The sequence below is a fragment of the Castellaniella defragrans 65Phen genome (genome assembly GCF_000612685.1).
GTDB lineage: Bacteria > Pseudomonadota > Gammaproteobacteria > Burkholderiales > Burkholderiaceae_B > Castellaniella > Castellaniella defragrans.
The window spans coordinates 1,415,085-1,435,686 of the sequence record NZ_HG916765.1 but is presented as its reverse complement, the minus strand read 5'-3'; the positions used below and the strand labels follow the sequence as shown (position 1 = coordinate 1,435,686).

Here is a 20,602-nt window from a genome sequence, read left to right as displayed (position 1 = left end):
TTGTCCTGAAAACCGCCCTGGAAATTGAAGCGCTTCAAATTCACGATCGATTATGAAGCGCTTCAAATATGCAGAGCCCTATCATACGCCGCCAATACCGCTTCGTACATGGCCTCGGATTGCGTCGGATGGGCGAAGACCGTCTGCATCAATTCGGCTTCGGTGGTCTCCAGCCCCATGGCGATGCCGAAGCCCTGGATCATTTCGGTGACCTCGGCGCCCACCATGTGGGCCCCCAGCAGCTCGCCGCTGCGCGCGCACAGGACGACCTTGACGAAGCCTTCGGTATCGCCCATGGCGATCGCCTTGCCGTTGGCGAGGAAGGGGAATTTTCCGACGCGGACCTCGCGGCCGGCGGCGCGCGCCTGCGCCTCGGTCATCCCCACATGGGCCACCTGGGGGTGGCTGTAGGTGCAGGCGGGGATGCGGCCGGCTTCCAGGGCATGGGGCGCGAGGCCGGCGATGTGCTCCACGCACGCGACCGCCTCGTGCGAGGCCTTGTGGGCGAGCCAGGGCGCGCCGGCGACGTCGCCGATGGCGTACACGCCGGGCTCGTCGGTCGCGCCGTGCGGACCGGTCACGATGTGCGATTTCTCGACCCGGACCGCGGTGCGCTCCAGGCCCAGGTCCTCCACGTTGCCCTGGATGCCCGCCGCCACCAGGATGACGTCGGCTTCGTGGGTCTCGGCCCGCGCCGGCCCCTGCACGCTCACCCGCCAGGCGCCGCCGGCCCGCTTCGCCTCCAGGATGCGGCATCCCAGGGACAGTTCGATGCCCTGTCCGGACAGGGACTTCTCCATGTGGGCGGAGATGTCGGCATCCTCGGACGGCAGCACGCGGTCGGCCATTTCCACCACCCGCACCCGCACCCCCAGCGCATGGTAGAAGCTGGCGAACTCGATGCCGATCGCCCCGGCCCCGACCACCAGCATGCGGCGGGGCAGGAAGGCGGGGGTCAGCGCTTCCCGGTAATACCAGACCGATGCCGGATCGGGCTCCAGCCCGGGCAGGAGGCGGGCGCGCGCGCCGGTCGCCAGGATGACGGACCGCGCCTGCAGGGCGGCGGGCGCCTGGCCGGCCGCGACCGGCCGCAGCTCGACCCGGCCCCGGCCGGCCAGCCGGGCGGCGGCCGGGATGACTGCCACCCCGTTCTTCTTCAGCAAATGGGCGACGCCGCGCCGCAGCTGCCCGGCGACCTGGCGCGAACGGGCCACCATGGCGGCGAGATCGGGCTGCGCCGCCTCGACCCGGATGCCGTAGCGCGCCGCGTCGCGCGTCAGGCGCAGCACGTCGGCCGAGCGCAGCAGCGCCTTGGTGGGAATGCAGCCCCAGTTCAGGCAGACGCCGCCCGGCTCGGCCTTCTCGACCAGCGCGGTGCGCAGGCCGAGCTGCGCCGCGCGGATCGCGGCGACATAGCCGCCGGGGCCCGCGCCGACGACGGCGACGTCGTAATCGTGACGTTCATGTTTCATGGCGGCCTCAGATCAGGATGCCCAGGGGCGCCTCGATCAGGCGCCGGAAGATTTTCAGCCAGCGGGCGGCCAGTGCGCCGTCGATGGCGCGATGGTCCACGGACAGCGTCACCGACATCATCGAGGCCGCCGCGAGCTGGCCCTGCGCATCCACCACGGCCCGCCGCTCGGTCGCGCCCACCGCCAGGATGGCGGCCTGCGGCGGATTGATGATGGCGGCGAATTCCCGCACGCCGTGCATCCCCAGGTTGCTGACGGTGAAGCTGCCGCCCTGGTATTCCTGCGGCTGCAGGCGGCCCTCGCGGGCGCGCTGCGCCAGGCGGGCGATGTCCGCGCTGATGGCCGACAGGGACCGGCCCTCGGCCTGCCGCACGATGGGCGTGATCAGGCCGTTCTCGGTGGCCACCGCCACCGAGATGTCCACGGCGGCATGCCGCAGCAGGGCCTCGTCGGTCCAGCTCACGTTCATGTCGGGCAGCTCCGCCAGCGCCACGGCGGCCGCCTTGACGATCATGTCGTTCACGGAGATGCGCCGCGGCGCGCCCGCGTTGATGGTCTCGCGCAAGGCCAGCAGCTCGTCCATCCGGCAATCGGCGCGCAGGTAGAAGTGCGGCACCGACGTCTTGCTTTCGAGCAGGCGCCGGGCGATGGTGCGGCGCATCGCCGAATGCGGGATGCGGGTCGCCCCGGCCTCCGCCGCGGGAACGGCGGGCGCCGGCGCCGCGGCCTGTGGCGCAACGGCGGGCGCCGCGGCCGGCTGCGCGGGGACGGACGCGGCCGCCGCGGGCGCCGCGGCGGGCGGGCGCGCCAGCGCCGCCCGCACGTCGCGCTTGACGATGCGGCCATGGGGCCCGCTGCCCGGCAGTCCCCGCAGGTCCAGCCCCGCTTCGGCCGCCAGCCGGCGGGCCAGCGGGCTGGCGAAGAGGCGGCCGCCGGCCGGACCGGCGGGCGCAGAAGCGGCGGGCGCGGACGCGGGAGCCGCGGCGGCCGAAGCGATGCCGGCGGGCGCCGATGCTTCGTCCGGGACGGCGGCGGAGGCCGGAGCCCCGGCCGGTACGGCAGCCGAAGCGGCGGCCTGGGCCGTGGCCGGGTCGGCGGGCCCCGCGCCGGCCGCCTGGCTCAGCAAGGCGTCGATATCCGCGGCCTGCTCGCCCGGCGCCAGCAGCACCCCGATGGGGGCGGCCACGGCGGCCGCCTGTCCGGCCGGCACCAGGATCCGGCCCAGGACGCCCGCGGCCTCCGCGGTGAACTCGATGACCGCCTTGTCGGTCTCGATGTCCGCCAGCGCGTCGCCGACGGCGACCGGGTCGCCCTCCGCCTTGGCCCAGGACACGATGGTGGCGGACTCCATGTTGGCGGCGACTTCCGGCATGTGCAACAGAATGGCCATCTCAATTCCTCCCCTGCTTCCGATTCATTCCCATCTCCTCAGCCCTGGCCGCGCACGGGGGCGCCCTGGCCGCGCATGACGCGCTCCAGGCCTTCCACGACTTCCTCGGTGCGCGCGCAGGCGGCGCGCTCCAGCACCTTGGAGATGCTGGGCGAGGCCTCGCCCCCGGTGACGCGCTGGACGGGCTGGTCCAGCCAGTCGAAGAAGCGCCGCTGGATCTCGTCGGCCAGCCAGCCGCCGTAGGACGTGCCCTGCGCGCCCTGCTCGACGATCAGCACGTTGTTCGTCTTGCGGATGCTGGCGCCGATCGTCTCCCAATCCAGGCTGGCGCGATCCAGCCAGCGCAGATCGACGACCTCGGCATCGACGCCCGTGCGTTCGACCGCCTCCAGGGCGTGCCAGACCATCGACAGGTAGGTGAGCACCGTGACCTCGGCGCCCGCGCGGCGCACGGCCGCCTTGCCGAACGCGGTCTGGTAGTCGAAGTCGTCCACGGGCGCCGGGCCGCTGGCGGCGTAGAGGTCCACGTGCTCGATGACCAGCACCGGGTCCTCCAGCTGCAGCGCGGCATTCATGAGGCCGACGTAGTCGAACGGCGTGGACGGCGCGACGATGCGCCAGCCCGGGCTGGTGACGAAGATGCCGGCGGGATCCATCGAGTGCTGCGAGCCGTAGCCGGTGCCCATCGCGACCTTGGAGCGCAGCACCAGCGGGACGTCGATGTCGCCGCCGAACATGTGCCGCGCCTTGCCGATCTGGTTGAACACCTGGTCGGCCGCGACCCAGAGGAAATCGGGATACATGAATTCCACCACCGGCCGGAAGCGGCCATCCATCGCCATGCCGCCGCCCAGGCCGGCGAAGGCGTTCTCGCTGATGGGCGTGCCCAGCACGCGGCTGGGGTACTTGTCCTTCAGGCCCCGCGTCGCGCCGTTGGTGCCGCCCTTCAGGCGGTGCACGTCCTCGCCCAGCACGACGATGCGCGCGTCGGCCGCCATGCGGCGGTCCATCGTCTCGGCCACGACGTCGATGAACTTGCGCTCCCGCAGCTCGCCCCGGAAGGTGGATTCCTCCTCGCAGCGCGCGCCCTGCAATTCGCGCAGGTCGCCGCGCAGGCCCACGTCGCGGAAGCCCGGATCGGGCCAGAGTTCGGGGCGGATGCGCTTCTTGCCCGCCTTGCCGGCCGGATCGGGCTCGGTCAGGGCCTCGACCGCGTCCTGCATGGCGGCCTGCATGCGCGCGCGCAGGGCGTCGACCTCCGCCGCCTCGATCAGGCGCAGCTTCTGCATGCGCGCGGCCAGCTGGTCCAGCGGGTCCCGCTTGCGCCAGGCCGCCTCCTCCTCCTTGCTGCGATAGCCGAAGGCGCTGCCCGGGAAGCCGCCATTCTGGTGCAGGAAGCGGTAGACGTCCGCCTCGATCACGGTCGGCCCCCTGCCGGCGCGCATGTGCGCCAGCGCCTGCTGCATGGCCAGGTGGACGGCGTACGCGTCCATCCCGTCCACCTTCCAGCTGGGGATGTTGAACGCCGCGCCGCGCGCCGACAGGCGGGGCTCGGCGGTCGCCTCCTCGACGTGGGTGGACACCGCGTAGCGGTTGTTCTCGATGAAGAAGCACAGGGGCAGCTTCCAGGCGGCGGCCAGGTTCATCGTCTCGAGCACCGAGCCGATGTTGACGGCGCCGTCGCCGAAGAAGGTGACCGCCACCGCATCGGTGCCCGCATGCCGGTGCGCCCAGGCCGAGCCCGCGGCCAGCGGCACGCCGCCGCCGACGATGGCATTGGTGCCCGTGACGCCGGCCTCGTCCCAGCGCAGGTGCATCGAGCCCCCGCGCCCATGGCAGAAGCCCTGCGACAGCCCCAGGATCTCGGCCAGCGTGCGCTGCAGCAGGGCCCGCACGGCGGGCGGCAGCTCGGCGCGCGGGTCCACGCCCGCGGGCATGAGGTGCGCCAGGGCCTTGGACAGGAAATGATGGTGGCCGCGATGCGAGCCGTTGACCTGGTCGGCGGAAGTCAGCAGGGCCAGGGCGCCGGCCGCGCCGCCTTCCTGGCCGATGCTGGAGTGCGCCGGGCCGTGGACCAGGCCGTCGAGCGCCAGCCCCACCACGGTTTCCTCGAACGCCCGGATCAGGTGCATGTGCGACAGCAGCGTCCCCAGCACGGCGGGATCGGCGGCCTTCCAGTCGGCCTGCGTGACGCGCAGTTCCACCCAGGGCGAGGCCGGGGCCAGTGAAATCAGTTCAGGCATGAATACTCTCCACAACAGGATCAGATGTAGCTGTAGGCGGACCAGCCGCCATCGGCCAGCGCCACGTGGCCATTGATGAAGGCGGCGTGGTCGCTCGCCAGGAACAGGCCCAGCGCGGCGATTTCCTCCGGCGTGCCCAGCCGGCCGCTGGGCGTGCGCCGCGCCAGCGCGTCCAGGTCCATGCGCCCGCGCGCCACCAGGTCGTCGACCAGGGCGGTGCGGACGTAGCCGGGCGCGATGGCGTTGACCCGCACGCCCAGGGGGCCCCATTCGATGGCCAGCGACTTGCTCAGCATGGCGACCGCCGCCTTGGTGGCGCAATAGGCCGCGCGTTCGGGGGCGGCCACCACGCCGTACATGGAAGCCATGTTCAGGATCACGCCCCCGCCGCGGGCGACCATGCGCCGGGCGGCCGCCTGGGCGCAATAGAAGACGCCGTTCAGATTGACGTCCACCGCCTTGCGCCAGGCCTCGCCCGACAGCTCCAGCGTCGGGCAGTTCATCGAGATCCCGGCATTGTTGAGCAGGACGTCCACCCGCCCCCAGGCCTGTTCGACGGCCTCGAACGCCCGCTCGACCGCCGGCTGCTCGTCGACGGCGGCGACCTGCGCCAGGATCGGCACCTGCGGCGCCGCGGCCCGCAGCCGGCCGGCGGCGGCTTCCAGCGCCGCGCCGTCGACGTCCAGCAGCGCCAGACGCGCGCCGCAGGCGGAAAACGCGTGCGCCATGGCCAGGCCGATGCCGCTGGCCGCCCCCGTGATCAGGACCACCTTGTCCCGCAGTCCCGCGAAGCCCTGGCCGCGGGCCAGGGCCTGCAGGGCCTCGATCGAGTAGGGCGCATCGGGGAAGGACGCATCCCGGGAGGAAGCATTCGTGTGGGAAGCGTTCATACGGCCAGCCAGTCCTTGAGCAATTGCGGGCGTTCGGTCAATTCCGCCGGGGTGCCGCTGAAGACGACGTGGCCGTGGCCCAGCAGGCACACGTCGGTGGAAATCCTCATGGCGATGGTGAGTTTCTGTTCCACCAGGATCACCGAGACCCCATGGCGGTGGATGTCCTGGATGGCCTCGCCCACGACCTCGACGATCTTGGGCGCCAGGCCTTCCGTGGGTTCGTCGATCATGATGAGCCGCGGATTGCCCAGCAGCGACCGGCAGATCGTGAGCATCTGCTGCTCGCCGCCCGAGAGGTTGCCGGCGAGCGTGTTGCGGCGCTCCTTCAGGCGCGGGAAATAGTCGAACATGCGCTCGACGGACCAGCGTGCGATGCCCTCGCGGGCCGCCTGCATGCCCATGATCAGGTTTTCCTCGACGCTCAGGTTGGCGAAGACCTCGCGTTCCTCGGGCACGTAGGCCATGCCCCGGCGCGCGATGGCGTAGGGCGGCAGGCCCGCCAGCTCCGCGCCGTCGAACAGCACCTGGCCGGCGCTGGGCGGCACCAGACCCATCAGCGCCTTCAGGGTGGTGGACCGCCCCGAGCCGTTGCGGCCCAGCAGGCTGAGCACCTGGCCATGTCCGACCTCGAAATCCACGCCCCGCAGGATGTGGCTCTTGCCGTAGTGCGCATGCAGGCCGCGCACGCTCAGCAGCGCCTGCGCCTGCGACTGCGACTGCATCCGCGCCTCCGACTGCATCCGCGCCTCCGACTGCATCCGCGCCTGCCCTTCGCTTCGCGCGGCGTGGCGCTCGTCCTTCATGCCCCGTTCGTCCTTCATACCGAGACCTCCGTGCCCAGATACGCTTCCTGCACCTGCCGGTTGGCGCGGATCTCGTCGGGCGTGCCCGTGGCGATGATCTGGCCGTAGACCAGCACGCTGACGCGGTCGCTCAGGGAAAACACCACATCCATGTCATGCTCCACGATCATCAGGGTGCGCCGGGCCGTCAGCTGGCGGATCAGGCCGACGGTGTAGTCGGTTTCCTCGCGCGACATGCCCGCCATCGGTTCGTCCAGCAGCACGACGCGCGGATCGGACGCCAGCGCCATGCCGATCTCCAGCGACCGCTGCTCGGAATAGGACAGCTCGCCCGCCAGGACGTCGCGCGACTTCAGCAGGCGCAGTTCCTCCAGCAGCTGCTCGGTTTCCTCGGTGATCCGCCGCACCTGGGCCACCCGGCGCCAGAAGTTGTATTGCAGGCCGTAGCGGCGCAGGATGCCGAAGCGCAGGTTCTCGAACACGCTGTGGCCCGGGAAGATGTTGGTGATCTGGAACGACCGCGCCAGCCCCATCCGGTTGATGACGCGCGGTTCGAGCCCCTGGATCTGCCGGCCGTCCAGGGTGATGGTGCCCCGGGTGGGCTGCAGCTGCCCGGAGATCAGGTGGAACAGCGTGGATTTGCCGGCGCCGTTGGGGCCGATGATGGCGTGCCGCTCTCCCTCGATCAGCGCCAGGTCCACCCCGCGGATGATCTCGGTCTCGCCGAACGATTTGTGGACGCCCGCCAGCTCCAGGACCGTGCGGGCCCCGGCGGCGGGGTTGCGGGCCGCCGCGCCGTTTCGGGCCGCGTGCCCGGCCGTGCTTCCGGCGGCATTCCCGGCCGCGTTTCCGGCGACGCTCTCCGCGGCGTTTTCGACGATGGGGACATTCATGATGCGTACTCCTCGCGCAGGGCCGCCCAGCGGCGGCCGACCCACAGCACCCAGACCACGCCCAGGGCGATCAGCAGCAGCGGCGCGAGCCAGACCAGGAACTGGCCGGGCCGCAGGTTCAGGCCGAACAGCGCCACCGCCGGCCAGGGCTGGCCCGCCACCAGCAGGGACTGATAATCCTGCGCCAGCACGACGGCGAGCATTTCCACGAGAAACACCAGGCCCGCCGCGGCCAGCAGGCAGCCGCACGCCCAGCCCGCGAACACCGCGCCCAGGCGGCCCGGGGAATGGCGGTCGCGGTGCGTGCGCCACCACCGGCCGATGCTGAACAGGCCCGCCGGCATGAACATCATCACCAGCACGAAAATCACGCCCTGGTACAGCAGCCAGGTCCGGGTCAGGTCCGAGACCGCGTAGCCGAAGAAGGTCATGACGGCCGCCCCCAGCGCCGGCCCGAAAAAGGCGCCGATGCCGCCGATGTAGGCGTTGAGCACGACCTGGGCCGACAGGTTCATGTCGAACAGCACGTAGTTCGCCGCCTCGTTGCTCATGGCCAGCAGCGCGCCCGCCAGCCCCGAGAACGCGGCCGATATCGTGAACACCATGAGGCGCAGCCTGTGGACGTCGTAGCCCAGGAAGCCCAGCCGGTGCGTATTTTCCCGCAGCCCCTCGCACAGGCGCCCGAGCGGCGTGCGCGTGAAGTAATACAGCAGGGCGATGCCCAGCGCGGCCCAGAACAGCGTCAGGTAATAGACTTCGATCGAGGAGCCGAAGGTGAGCCCCCAGGCCGGCATCCGCATGGCGGACACGCCGCCTTCCCCGCCGAATATCCCGCTCAGGTGCGGCGCCAGGGCGTGCAGCAGTTCGGCCAGCGCCAGGGTCACCATGGCGAAATACACCCCGCTGCGCTGGGTGGAGAACCAGCCCGCCGCCACGCCCAGCAGGCCGCCGCCCACGAAGCCGGCCAGCGGCAGCAGCGGCGTGGGAAATCCCGCGATCGCCTCGACCGCGTTCATGGCGTGGATGGTGGCGAAGGTGCCGATGGCGAAATAGGCGGAATGGCCGAAGGACAGCATCCCGCCCTGCCCGGCCAGCACGTTGAACGCCGTTGCGAACAGGGCCGCGATCAGCATCTGGATGCCGGCGTTCACCAGGGTCGTCGGCAGGTACGGCGGCACGAAGAGCAGCAGGGCGAGCAGCGCCAGCAGCGTCGTTGCGTGGATCGATTTCATGGTCCTACTCCCGGTTGCCCATCAGCCCGGACGGCCGGACCATCAGGACCAGCAGCATCAGGGCGAAGGGAATCGTGCCCGCCAGCGAGGACACCTTCAGCGTCAGCAGCCCGCCCACCTGGTGCGCCCAGGCGCCCAGCCCCACGACGCCCAGCGCATCGGCCAAGCTGTAGTCCACGCCCACCGCGAACGAGGTGATCAGGCCGATCAGCAGCGAGGCCACCATGGCCCCTTCCAGGGAGCCCAGCCCGCCCACCACGACCACCACGAAGACCATCACGCCCAGCTCCAGCGCCATGTTGGGATTGGTCGTGTAGAAGGCGCCCGCCACCGCGCCGGCCAGGCCGGCGAGCGCCGAGCCCACGGCGAAGACGCCCATGAACACCATGGGCACGTTGTGGCCCAGCGCCTCGGCCATGCGCGGCTTGAAGACGGCCGAGCGCACCACGATGCCGACCCGCGTGCGCGTCAGCAGCAGGTAGATCAGGGCGAACATCAGCACGGACGTGCCGCCGATCAGCAGGCGATAGAAGGGGTAGCTGGCGTCGAAGATCCGGAAGGCGGAGAAATCCAGGGAAGCCGGCACCCGGTAGTCCACCGGGTAGTTGCCGTAGAACAGCTTGACCAGCTCGGTGATGATGAAGGACACCCCGAAGGTCAGCAGCAGCTGGTGCCCGTGCCCGTAGCGGTGGACGCGGCGCAGCATGTAGCGCTCGACCAGTCCGCCGGTCACGCCGACGAGGATCGGGGACAGCACGATCGCCGGCCAGAAGCCGACGGCCTTTTCCAGGCTGTAGGCCAGGTAGGCGCCCAGCATGTAGAAGGCGGCATGGGCGAAGTTCAGCACGCCCATCATGCCGAAGATCAGTGTCAGCCCCGCCGACACCATGAACAGCAGCAATCCGTAGATCACCCCGTTCAGCAAGGAAACGGTGAAAAATTCCATGGCAATTCCAGAATGCGCACCCGCCGCGGGCGGCGGGATCGTGCGCGACGAACGCTTCGTGAAGGGCCCCGGCCTGCCGGCCGGCGCCCCGCGTCCTCAAACCAGGGCCGAACCGGCCGGGACCGGGCCACCCGGCACCGGAAGGACCGGAACCCTGCCGGCCGGGGCCGGGCCCGCCGGAGCCGGATCGCTCCGCAGAGCCGGATCGCTCCGCAGGGCCGGATCGGCGACGGGCCGCCGGCTCAGGCCGGGCGCTTCATCTTGCACGTGGCTTCGACGGGGTTGACGGCCTCCTCGCCCGTGAACGTCTTCACCGCCACGAAACCCATGTCGGTCCCGTCCGCCTTGTACTTGGCGTCCTTGCCGACCTTGGCGACGACGATGGGCAGCACGACCTGGTGGTCCGCCTGGCGGATGCTCTGCTCGCCCATGGGCGTCTTGAGGTGCACCTTTTCCAGGTTCAGGGCCAGGTCCGTGACGTTCATGTCGCCGTCCTTGGCGGCGGTCCGCTTCAGCGCTTCGCCCAGCATTTCCATGCCGAACACCGTCTGCGGCTCGATGAAGGTCGGGTAGTGGCCAGTCTTGGCCTTGTACGCCTCGCCGAACTGTTCGGTCTGCGGATTGAGCCCCAGATTGAAGGCGGTGGCGATGTAATGCCCCAGCGCGGTGTCCCCCGCGTTGGCGATGTTGCCCGGCTGGTCCAGGAAGACCGTGCCGAAACGCACGTTCAGGCCGGCGTTGCGCGCGCTCTTCATCAGCAGGAGCAGGTCGTTGGACCAGTTGCCCGTGAGCACCGTCTGCGCGCCGCTGGCGCGGATCTTGGCGGTATAGGGGGCGAAATCCTGGATCTTGTTGACGTCGTGCAGCACGGATTCCACCACCGTGTAGCCGCCTTCCTGGGCGAAATCCTGGATCGCCTTCTGCATGTCCGCGCCCCAGGAATAGTTCTGGTTCATGGAGAAGACCTTGGTGCCCAGGTCGCCGGCTTCCTTCATCGCGTGCACGAGCGTCTTGACGCGGATCGGCGCGTTGGTCGTGAAGCGGAAGTGATAGAAGTGGCACTTGTCCCCGGTGAGTTCCAGGGCCTCGCCGCCCATGTTCAGGTACAGCACTTCCTTGCCCGGATTGCGCAGATTGTATTTGCGCACGTCCTCGGTGATCTGCCCGGACACGGCCGAGGACGAGCCCTGGATGATGACGCGGGCGCCGCCGGCGATGGCGGCCTTGACCTTGTCCGAGGCGCCCGCCGGACCGCCCTGGTTGTCGTATTCGGCCAGCTCGACCGGCGCGCCGTTCCAGCCGCCGCCCTGGTTGATCCCGTCCAGCCCGTACTTGACGGCGGTCCGGTACAGCAGCCCCGTCGAGGCCTGCGGACCGGACAGGGTCTCGACCAGCGCGATCTTCAGCGGCGCGGCCTGGGCCGCCCCCATCGTCAGCAGGCCGCAAACGGACAGCATCGTCGCAATTTTCGTGTATTTCACTCCAGCCACTCCTGTTCTGTGATCGGCATCCGGCCCCGGCTCTCGGAAAGCGCCGGGCGTTCTGCGGCGCCCGGCCGGATCGCCTTCGTTGATCTGATTTCCGTCAACTTGTCAGACATATTTGATCTACTTATCAGACAAGTTGTAGAATTCTAGGCAAGTGGAAAATCGCTTGTCAATGCGGCGCGGGCGAGTTGCCGGAAAAATTCCGGATTCCGGATTTTTCATCTTCATTATCAATAGCTTATCTGATACTAGGGATTACCCTAGAAGGAGACATCGATGATTTCATTCTCTGGCAAGACCGTCCTGATCACCGGCGCCGGCGGCGGCATCGGCCGCGAAGCGGCGCGCCTGATGGCGCGGGCCGGCGCCCGCGTGGCCCTGTGCGACCTGGCCGCCGGGCCGCTCGACGCGCTGGCCGCCGAGCTCGCGCCCGTGGCCGGCGGCGTCTCCACGCACGCCGCCGACGTGTCGGACGCGCAGGCCTGCCAGGCGCTGGCCCGGGAGGTCGCCGCGCGCCACGGCGGCATCGACTGCCTGGTGCATTCGGCCGGCATCTACCCGGAGCAGCGCGTCCAGGACATGAGCGACGCCCAGTGGCGCAAGCTCATGAGCATCAATCTGGACGGCACCTTCTACATGTGCCGCGCCGTCATCCCCCACCTCGCCGACGGCAGCGCCATCGTCACCCTGGCGTCCCTGGCCGGCCACCGCGGCAGCTTCGGCCACGCGCACTACTCGGCCTCGAAGGGCGCCGTCAGCAGCTTCAGCAAGAGCCTGGCGCTGGAACTCGCGCCCCGCACCCGGGTCAACATCGTGGCGCCCGGCATCATCGCCACGGCGATGAGCGAGCCGCTGGTGCGCCAGAAGGGCCAGACGCTGCTGGACGCCACGCCGATGAAGCGGTTCGGGACCGCGGCCGAGGTGGCCGGCGTCATCGCGTTCCTGTGCTCCGACCTGGCGGCCTTCGTGACCGGCGAGACCGTGCACGTCAACGGCGGCCTGTACATCGTATGACCGCGGCCCATGTCATACTGAGCGGCTCAACGGCACTCCCGGCATAGGCACGCAGGACCATGGACAACGCCACTCCGCCGCTGACGACCCGCATCGTCGAATGGCTGAAGGACGAAATCGAGCAGAACCGCCTCGTCGAAGGCGGCAAGCTGCCCAGCGAAAAGCAGCTGTGCGAACAGTTCGGCGTCAGCCGGTCCGTCGTGCGCGAGGCCATCTCGCAGCTCAAGTCCGAAGGGCTGGTCAGCTCGCACCAGGGCCGGGGGGTGTTCGTCAACGCGCGCAGCGCGCGCCAGTCCTTCCGCCTGTCGGCCACCGCGCTGGACGACCGCGACGCCCTCGAACACATCATCGAGCTGCTGGTGGCGTTCGAGTCGGCCGCCGCGCGCCATGCGGCGATGCGGCACACGGCCAAGGACCTGAAATCGATCCGGCGCGCCCTGATCGGGATGGAATACGCCATCATCAACGACCAGCCCGGCGACAGCGAGGACTACGCCTTTCACCAGGCGATCTGCGACGCGACCCACAACCCCCACTTCATCGCCCTGAACGAATACCTGGAGCAGCACGTCAGGCGCCTGATCCGGCGGGCGCGCACCAACACGGTCACCCGCCATCCGGACCTGATGATGTCCGTGCAGACCGAGCACCAGGCCATCCTCAAGGCCATCCAGGCGCGCGACGGCGCCGGCGCCGCCCAGGCCGCCGAGACGCACCTGCGCAACGCCGCCCGGCGCCTGGACATCTACCTGAAGGAATGACGGCCGCGAGCACCGGCGGCCGGCAGGGCGGCCGGCCTCAGCCGCCCAGGTAGGCCCGCTTGATGTGGGGATTGTTCAGCAGCTCCGCGCCGCTGCCCTCCAGGACGATGGTGCCGTTTTCCAGCACGTAGCCGCGGTCGGCCAGCTTCAGCGTCTGGAAGACGTTCTGCTCCACCAGCAGCACCGTCATGCCGCCGGCGGTGATGCGCTCGACGATGTCGAACATCTGCTGCACCAGCAGCGGCGACAGGCCGACCGAGGGCTCGTCGAAGATCAGCAGGCGCGGGCCGGCCATCATGCCGCGCGCGATGGCGACCATCTGCTGCTCCCCGCCGGACAGCGAGCCCGCCAGCTGGGCCAGGCGCTCCTTCACGCGGGGAAAGATCTCCAGGACCTCGTCCATGCGCCGGGCGGCCTCGGCGCGGGCCGCCGGCTTGTAGGCGCCCATCAGCAGGTTGTCGCGCACGGTGAAGCCGGGAAAGAGCTGGCGCCCCTCGGGAATCATGGTGATGCCGGCCGAGACGATGTGGGACGCGGGCCGGTTGGCCAGCTGCTCGCCCTCGAACTCGACCTGGCCCCCGGTCACGGGGATGACGCCGCAGATCGCCTTCAGCGTCGTGGTCTTGCCCGCCCCGTTGGCCCCGATCAGGGTGACGACCTCGCCCGCGTCCACGTGGAAGCTGATGCGGTCGAGCACCTGCGTCTTCCCGTAGCCGGCGCACAGATTGGATACCTTAAGCATGGCGTTGCTCCCGGCCCAGGTAGGCTTCGATGACCTGGGGATTTTCAACGACCTCGCGCGGCGAGCCGCTGGTCAGGACCGCGCCCTCGCTGATCACGACGATGCGGTCGGACAGGGCCATGACCGCCTGCATCATGTGCTCGATCATCACGACGGATACCCCCGATTCGCGCACCCGGCGGATCATGGCGATGGCCCGTTCGATGTCGGTCGGGTTCAGGCCCGCCATCACCTCGTCGAGCAGCAGGATCGTCGGCCGGGAGGCCAGGGCGCGCGCGACCTCCAGCCGCTTCACGCCGCCCACCGTCAGGTTGCGCGCCTCCACGTCCAGCAGTTCGCGCAGGTCGGTCAGCTCCGCGATCTCCAGCGCCACCGCCTCGGCCTCGGCGCGGTCGGCCGTGTTCATGAAGGCGCCCAGCATGATGTTCTCCAGCACCGTCAGGCTGGTGAACGGCAGGGCCGTCTGGAAGGTGCGGCTCAGGCCCTGGCGCGCGTAGTGGTAGGGCGCGCCGCAGCTCACCCAGTGCCCGGCTCGCGACTTCAGGCGGATCGTGCCCTTGTCGGGCCGGATGAAGCCCGACAGCAGGTTGAACACGGTCGTCTTGCCCGCGCCGTTGGGGCCGATGATGCCGAGGATCTCGTTCTCGTGGAGCGTCAGCGACACGTCGTTCGTGGCCCGCAGCCCGCCGAAGTTCTTGAACAGGTGGCGCGCCTCCAGCACCGGATTTTCCTGCCGGACCCGGCCCGTCTTCGCTTGCGCCGCGCGGGGGCGCGCCGCGGGCCGGCGGCCCAGGTAGGGCAGCCGGTCCATCAGGCGGTTGACGCGGCCGCCCAGCGAGCCCACCAGCCCCTGCGGGATGGTCAGCACGACGATGACCAGGATGATCCCGTAGATCAGGCCGTGCACGCCGTTGCCGACGCCGCTGAGCCAGGCGCGCGCCAGCTCGGCGATCGGCAGGACCAGGAAGGTGCCGGCGACCGGTCCGGCCAGGGTCCCCATCCCGCCGATGAGGGAGAACATGGCGATCTGGATGGACAGCTCCAGCGAGAAGGCCGAGGCCGGATCGACGAACATCAGGTAGGTGATGTGGAAGGTGCCGACGATGCTGGTCAGCATGGCCGAGATCACGGCCGCCTGGGTCTTCTTGCCGGCGGTGTTCACCCCCACCGCCTGCGCCGCGCTCTCGCGCTCGCGGATGGCCAGCAGATAATGCCCCAGCCGCGACTTCCGGATCATCCAGGACACCCAGAAGACGAACAGGAACAGCCCGAACGCGATCACCAGGTAGTTGGTCTTGTCGCGGAAGATCATCCACTTCCAGCCGATGCTCAGCGGCAGGCTGATGCCGCTGGAGCCCCCCGTCCAGCTTTCCTCGTGGATGACGAGCAGGCGCACGACCTCCAGGATGGCGATGGTCGCCAGGGCGAAGAAGGGTCCTTTCAGGCGCAGGGTGGGATAGCTGATGACGACGGCCACGGCGCCCGAGATCGCCGCGCCGGCGAACAGGCCGATCCAGGGGGAGATGCCGAAATTCTGCGTCAGCAGGGTCGAGGTGTAGCCGCCGATGCCGTAGAACACCGCGTGGCCCAGGGACAGCTGGCCGGCGAAGCCGCCCACGATGTTCCAGGCGATCGACAGGGCCGAGAAGACGAACAGCAGGACGAACAGATTGGTCCAGAAGGGGGTGTTCAATGCCAGGGGCGCGAGGAACGCCAGCGCCAGCACGCCCAGGCCGACGTACGATTTTGGATGTCTGAGATCGGGAAACACGCGCGCCTCCGGGTTATTCAGTGCCCAGGCCGAACAGCCCGCTGGGACGCAGGATCAGGATCAGCAGGAAAATGCCGAAGTAGACGACCTCTTTCAGGTCCGGCGCGATGTAGAAGCCGGCCAGGGTGTCGACCACGCCGATGATGAGGGATCCCGCGACCGCGCCGTACAGGCTGCCCATGCCGCCCAGCACCACGATCACGAAGGCGGTCAGCACGAAATAGGTGCCCACCGTCGGGAAGACCGGATACTGCGGCGCCAGCAGGCCGGCGGCCACGCCCACGAAGGCCGAGCCCAGGCCGAAGGCGATGACGTACACGAACTTGACGTCCACCCCCATCAGCATGGCCGCGTAGCGCTGCTGCGCGACGGCCCGCAGGGCGCGGCCCAGATAGGTCCGGTGCATGAACAGGTGCAGGCCGGCCGCCAGCACGATCGCCACGGCGAAGGTGGCGATCTGGCCGGTCACCAGCGAAAACGGCCCCACCGCCACGGAGCCGGTGCCCACCGAGGTATGGACGCGGAACACGTCGGCGCCGAAGATCACCAGCGCCAGGTTCAGCAGGATCGTGGAGACGCCGACCGTGGCGAAGATCTGGATTTCCTCGCCCGCGTTCAGCAGAGGCTCGATGACGACCTTCTGCGTGACGGCGCCCAGGGCGAACAGCACGAGGGCGGCGGGCACCAGCCCGACGTAGGGATGGATGCCCAGCTGCGCGGCCAGCAGGTACACCAGGTACATGCCGATCATCAGGAACTCGCCATGCGCGAAGTTCACCACGCGGACCACGCCGAAGATCAGCGTCAGGCCCAGGCTGAGAATCATGTAGGCGCCTCCCAGGAGGAGACCATTGATGATCAACTGGAAAAAAATATCCATGGCCAATCCTCTCGTGAGTGGCGCCGCCGCGGCGGGCGGGAAGGCTCGGGCCCCGGGGCTCCGGACCCCGACCCGCGGCCCCGGCCGGCGCGCCCGCCGCGGCGGCGCGGCCCGGGCCGCGCCGGGCTACTTCTTGAATACGGGCTTGCCCTGGGCGAGGTTGGCGGGCTCGATCGTCACCAGCTCGCCGTTCTGCCACTGCATCACGTAGAAGTCCGAGGCCTCGTTCTGCCCGTCCTCGGCGAACTCGAAGCCCCAGCCGTTGGCGGTCTCGCCGGCCGGCTTCTTGTAGGCCAGCACCGCCGCGCGGATCTTGTCCGCGTCGAAGGACTTGGCTTCGGCCATGATGTCGAGGAAAGCCTTGGCGCCGACGTAATTGGCCAGGCTGTGGCCCGATTGCGGGGCGCCGCCGTACGCGGCCTTGTACGCCGCGAGGAACTTGTCCAGCCCCGGCGCGCCCTGCGGATTGATCGACGCCTGCGGGAAATCCAGGTCGAACACGCCGTTCATGTCGGCCCCCACGGCCTTGGCCGTGTCCATCAGGGAATAGCCGCCCCCGGCGCCGATCACCACGTCGGGATGGAAATTGGCTTCGCGGGCCTGGCGGAAATACAGGATCGTGTCGTTCTGGTACGAGGTCTGCAGCACCACGTTGGCCTTGGCGCCCTTCAGGCGCAGGATCAGGGAGGACAGGTCCACCGTCTTGGCGGAATACGGCAGATCCTCCACCACCGTGTAGCCCAGTTCGGCGGCGCGCTTCTTTTCCGTGGCCGCCACGTCCGTGCCATAGGGGCCGTCCTCGTGGATGATGCCGATGCGGATGTCCTTCGCGCTCAGCCCCATGCCCGGCGCGATGAGCTGATGCAGGGCATCGACCACCGCCACGCCGTACTTGGCGGTGTTCGGATTGCTGCGGAACAGGTACTTGTAGTCCCGCGTGGTGATCTTGTGCGCCGTGGCGCCCAGCTCGAAATACGGCACGGCGGCCAGCTCGGCCACCGGCGAGGCCGCATAGGACAGGCCCGACGCGTAGCTGCCGAAGATGGCGGCCACCTTGTCGGACACCAGGGCCTTGGCCCCCGAAACCGCCTGGTTGGGATCGACCGCGTCGGCCTTGACGATCTCGATCGTGTCGCCGTTGAGGCCGCCCGCCGCGTTGCGCTCGTTGACGGCCAGCTCCAGGCCGCGGTAGCTTTCCTGCCCCAGCAGGGCCAGGCCGCCGCTGAATGGATACAGGGCCCCGATCTTCACGGTGGCCGCCGTGGCGCCGGAGGCGGCGACCGCCATGGCACTGACGGCAAGGGACAACACTGCCTGCTTGAATCTCATGTCTGCGCTCCTCGATCTCCCGGCGGGCGGGACGCGTCCCATACCGGAAATCAAACGATGTTGAACGGCTGGCTCGATGCTGGATGAGTCTCCTTGGAAAGGGACACTTTTTGAAGCGCTTCAAGTTTAGGGACATAAAAACACCAGTTAGAATGAAACTGGCGAGCGGACACAGTTGAAGCGTTTCATTTTCGTGCCTGGAAAGAGTACATAGCCGCCTCAAGGATTGTCAATGAGTAAACACCCCGAGTCACAGGGTGCGGCGCCCTTCAGCCGGCCCACGCTGGCGGACGTGGCCCGGCTGGCGGGCGTGTCCCTGGGCAGCGCATCCAGGGCCCTGTCCGTGCCCGATCAGGTCAAGCCCGCCACCCTGGAGGCCGTGCGCCATGCCGTCGCCCAGCTCGGCTACATCCGCGACGGCGCGGCGCGCGCACTGGCCTCGCGGCGCACCCAGACCATCGCCGCCGTCTACCCCACCCTGAACAACCCCATCTTCGCCCACTCCACCCATTCGATCCAGCAGACCCTGTGGGCGCTGGGCTACCAGCTGCTGATCATCAGCCACGAATACCACATCGAGAACGAAGTGGCCCTGATCCGCACCATCGTCGAAAAGGGCGTGGACGGCATCATCATGGTCGGCACCGACCACGACGCCGGCGTCTTCGGCCTGCTGCACCAGTGCAAGCTGCCCTACGTGCTCACCTGGTCGGTGGACGGCAGCAGCTATCCGTACTGCGTCGGCATCTCGAACTTCGACGCGGCCTACCAGCTGGCGCAGCTGGCGCTGTCCCGCGGCCACGTGCGCATCGGCATCTGCGGCGGCTCGATCGCGCGCAACGAACGGGCGCGCTACCGGCGCGCCGGCATCCTGGCCGCGGTGAGCGAAGCCGGCCTCTCCATCCCCGACGAATGGATCATCGAGCACGAGTTTTCCTACGAAGGGGGCCGGCGGGCCATCCGGCAGTTCTGGGGCATGTCGCCCCGCCCCACCGTGATCCTGTTCGGCACGGACCTGCAGGCCATGGGCGCGCTGCACGAATGCCGGCGCCTGGGCATCGAGGTCCCGGGCGACATCTCCCTGGTCGGCTTCGACGGCCTCGAAGAGGCGGCCATGATGCAGCCGGCCGTGACGACGATCCGCATCCCGGACAGCGACATCGGCTCGCGCGCGGCGCGGATCATCGTCGATCTGATCGCGGGCAAGCCGGTCGAGGCGCAGCAGCCCATGCAGGCCACGCTGATCGAGGGCGGCAGCCTGGGCACCCTGGCCGCCGCGCGCCGGCGCCGCGCCGGCCGCTGAACGGTCAGTCCACGGTGGCCAGCACGTCGGCCAGCGTCTCGAAGATCCGCCCGATCTCGTCCTCGCCGATGATGAGCGGCGGCGAGATGGCGAGGGTGTCGCCGGTATAGCGGACCAGCACCCCGCGGTCGAAGCATTTGCCGAATGCTTCGGCGGCGCGGGCGCCGGGCGCGCCCTCGCGGGGGGCCAGCTCGATGCCGGCCACCAGCCCCAGGTTGCGGATGTCGATGACGTGGCGGCGGCCCTTCAGCGCGTGCGCGGCCTCCTCGAAGGGCGCCGACAGCGCGCGGGCGCGGGCGAACAGGTCCTCGTCCCGGTAGACACCCAGGGTGGCGCGGATGGCCGCGGTCGCCAGCGGGTGGGCGGAATAGGTATAGCCGTGGAAGAACTCGATGCCGCCCGCGCCCGCATCCAGGATGGCGTCGTGCACGCCGCGGCTCACCGCGACCGCCCCGGCCGGCACGGCCGCGTTGCTGATCCCCTTGGCCAGGGTGATCAGGTCGGGGGTGACGCCGAAGAACGCGCTGCCGGTGGCCGCGCCCAGGCGGCCGAAGCCGGTGATGACCTCGTCGAAGATCAGCAGGATGCCGTGCTTCTGCGTGATGGCCCGCAGCCTCTCCAGGTAGCCCCGGGGCGGCACCAGCACGCCGGTGGAGCCGGCCAGCGGCTCGACGATGACGGCCGCGATGGTCGAGGCGTCGTGCAGCGCGACGAGGCTTTCGAGGGCATCGGCGAACGGCTCGCCGCCCCAGGCGGGCTGGCCGCGCGAAAAGGCGTTGCGCGCCAGGTCGTGGGTGTGCGGCAGGTGGTCCACCCCGGGCAGCAGCACTGCGGAAAACGCCTTGCGGTTGGGCGCGATGCCCCCCACCGAGATGCCGCCGAAGCCCACGCCGTGATAGCCGCGCTCGCGCCCGATCAGGCGGGTGCGCTGGCCCTCGCCGCGCGCCCGGTGGTAGGCCAGCGCGATCTTGAGGGCCGTGTCCACCGACTCGGAGCCCGAATTGGTGAAGAACACCCGGTCCAGGCCGTCGGGCATCAGGGCCGCGACCTCGGAAGCCGCCAGAAAGGAATCCTCGTGGCCGATCTGGAAGCTGGGCGCGTAGTCCAGGTGGGCGGCCTGCCGGCTGATCGCGTCGATGATGGGCTGGCGGCCATGCCCGGCGTTCACGCACCACAGCCCCGAGGTGCCGTCCAGCACCTGGTGGCCGTCCGCGGCGGTGTAGTACATGCCCCGGGCCGCGGCGAGCATGCGCGGATGGGCCTTGAACCGGCGGTTCGCGGTGAAGGGCATCCACAGATTGGACAAATCGGCGGAATGGGGTGCTTGGGTGTGCATGGCGGCCTCTCGATCCAGGGGGCCGGAGACCCGGACGGCGATCTCCATGCCGGGCCGGCCCATGCCGGAAGACCATACTCCGTTTCGCGCCTGCCGGAAAGCGGCGG

General features: G+C 69.5%; 17 protein-coding genes. 3 read left to right on the top strand and 14 right to left on the bottom strand.

Features of this window, described 5'->3' with window-relative positions:
• Positions 1-62: 62 nt before the first annotated feature.
• The 9 genes from lpdA to BN940_RS06415 all read right to left on the bottom strand — a co-directional run bounded on the left by lpdA (position 63) and on the right by BN940_RS06415 (position 11,353).
• A complete protein-coding gene (gene lpdA, locus BN940_RS06455) occupies positions 63-1,472 on the bottom strand; it encodes a dihydrolipoyl dehydrogenase (protein WP_043681288.1) in 1,410 nt (469 codons plus the stop codon).
• A 7-nt stretch (positions 1,473-1,479) separates the two neighbouring features.
• A complete protein-coding gene (locus tag BN940_RS06450) occupies positions 1,480-2,862 on the bottom strand; it encodes a pyruvate dehydrogenase complex dihydrolipoamide acetyltransferase (protein ID WP_043681285.1) in 1,383 nt (460 codons plus the stop codon).
• Positions 2,863-2,900: 38 nt separating this feature from the next.
• Entirely contained in the window at positions 2,901-5,105 is a 2,205-nt protein-coding gene (locus BN940_RS06445) for an alpha-ketoacid dehydrogenase subunit alpha/beta (RefSeq protein ID WP_043681281.1), read from the bottom strand.
• A 20-nt stretch (positions 5,106-5,125) separates the two neighbouring features.
• Positions 5,126-5,995 carry an SDR family NAD(P)-dependent oxidoreductase gene (locus BN940_RS06440; RefSeq protein ID WP_084330544.1) on the bottom strand — a complete coding sequence of 290 codons (870 nt, stop codon included), beginning with the start codon at positions 5,993-5,995 and terminating at the stop codon, positions 5,126-5,128.
• Positions 5,992-6,720: an ABC transporter ATP-binding protein gene (locus tag BN940_RS06435; RefSeq protein WP_043686099.1), complete on the bottom strand. Its 729-nt coding sequence runs from the start codon at positions 6,718-6,720 to the stop codon at positions 5,992-5,994. Before BN940_RS06435 ends, BN940_RS06440 begins: the two co-directional genes overlap by 4 nt.
• A 95-nt stretch (positions 6,721-6,815) precedes the next feature.
• The gene (locus tag BN940_RS06430; protein ID WP_084330543.1) at positions 6,816-7,694 is read right to left on the bottom strand and encodes an ABC transporter ATP-binding protein; all 879 of its coding nucleotides are present in this window, start codon (positions 7,692-7,694) and stop codon (positions 6,816-6,818) included.
• On the bottom strand, positions 7,691-8,926 hold the full coding sequence (locus BN940_RS06425; protein WP_043681278.1) for a branched-chain amino acid ABC transporter permease: 1,236 nt from the start codon (positions 8,924-8,926) through the stop codon (positions 7,691-7,693). The genes BN940_RS06430 and BN940_RS06425 overlap by 4 nt, the downstream gene beginning before the upstream one ends.
• A gap of 4 nt (positions 8,927-8,930) precedes the next feature.
• Positions 8,931-9,872: a branched-chain amino acid ABC transporter permease gene (locus tag BN940_RS06420; RefSeq protein ID WP_043681275.1), complete on the bottom strand. Its 942-nt coding sequence runs from the start codon at positions 9,870-9,872 to the stop codon at positions 8,931-8,933.
• A 242-nt stretch (positions 9,873-10,114) separates the two neighbouring features.
• A complete protein-coding gene (locus tag BN940_RS06415; RefSeq protein ID WP_409360364.1) occupies positions 10,115-11,353 on the bottom strand; it encodes a branched-chain amino acid ABC transporter substrate-binding protein in 1,239 nt (412 codons plus the stop codon).
• Positions 11,354-11,635: 282 nt separating this feature from the next.
• Here BN940_RS06415 and BN940_RS06410 point away from each other — a divergent pair, with 282 nt between their 5' ends.
• Both BN940_RS06410 and BN940_RS06405 read left to right on the top strand, forming a co-directional pair.
• A complete protein-coding gene (locus BN940_RS06410; RefSeq protein ID WP_043681263.1) occupies positions 11,636-12,373 on the top strand; it encodes an SDR family NAD(P)-dependent oxidoreductase in 738 nt (245 codons plus the stop codon).
• Between the two features lie 59 nt (positions 12,374-12,432).
• Positions 12,433-13,134: a FadR/GntR family transcriptional regulator gene (locus BN940_RS06405; RefSeq protein ID WP_043681260.1), complete on the top strand. Its 702-nt coding sequence runs from the start codon at positions 12,433-12,435 to the stop codon at positions 13,132-13,134.
• Positions 13,135-13,171: 37 nt separating this feature from the next.
• Here BN940_RS06405 and BN940_RS06400 read toward each other — a convergent pair whose 3' ends face one another.
• The 4 genes from BN940_RS06400 to BN940_RS06385 all read right to left on the bottom strand — a co-directional run bounded on the left by BN940_RS06400 (position 13,172) and on the right by BN940_RS06385 (position 17,856).
• Positions 13,172-13,876, bottom strand: coding sequence for an ABC transporter ATP-binding protein (locus tag BN940_RS06400; RefSeq protein ID WP_043681258.1), 705 nt, complete (start codon positions 13,874-13,876; stop codon positions 13,172-13,174).
• Entirely contained in the window at positions 13,869-15,647 is a 1,779-nt protein-coding gene (locus BN940_RS06395; RefSeq protein WP_043681256.1) for a branched-chain amino acid ABC transporter ATP-binding protein/permease, read from the bottom strand. The genes BN940_RS06400 and BN940_RS06395 overlap by 8 nt, the downstream gene beginning before the upstream one ends.
• 13 nt (positions 15,648-15,660) lie before the next feature.
• On the bottom strand, positions 15,661-16,527 hold the full coding sequence (locus BN940_RS06390; protein ID WP_043681254.1) for a branched-chain amino acid ABC transporter permease: 867 nt from the start codon (positions 16,525-16,527) through the stop codon (positions 15,661-15,663).
• Between the two features lie 126 nt (positions 16,528-16,653).
• Positions 16,654-17,856 carry an ABC transporter substrate-binding protein gene (locus BN940_RS06385; RefSeq protein ID WP_052355649.1) on the bottom strand — a complete coding sequence of 401 codons (1,203 nt, stop codon included), beginning with the start codon at positions 17,854-17,856 and terminating at the stop codon, positions 16,654-16,656.
• Positions 17,857-18,088: 232 nt separating this feature from the next.
• On the opposite strand from BN940_RS06385, the gene BN940_RS06380 reads away from it, so the two are divergent.
• On the top strand, positions 18,089-19,159 hold the full coding sequence (locus BN940_RS06380; RefSeq protein WP_052355648.1) for a LacI family DNA-binding transcriptional regulator: 1,071 nt from the start codon (positions 18,089-18,091) through the stop codon (positions 19,157-19,159).
• Positions 19,160-19,163: 4 nt separating this feature from the next.
• Here the strand turns inward: BN940_RS06380 and aptA are convergent, their stop codons facing one another.
• Positions 19,164-20,495 (bottom strand): omega-aminotransferase AptA, encoded by a 1,332-nt coding sequence (aptA, locus tag BN940_RS06375; protein WP_043686083.1) that lies wholly within the window; start codon positions 20,493-20,495, stop codon positions 19,164-19,166.
• Between the last annotated feature and the right edge of the window lie 107 nt (positions 20,496-20,602).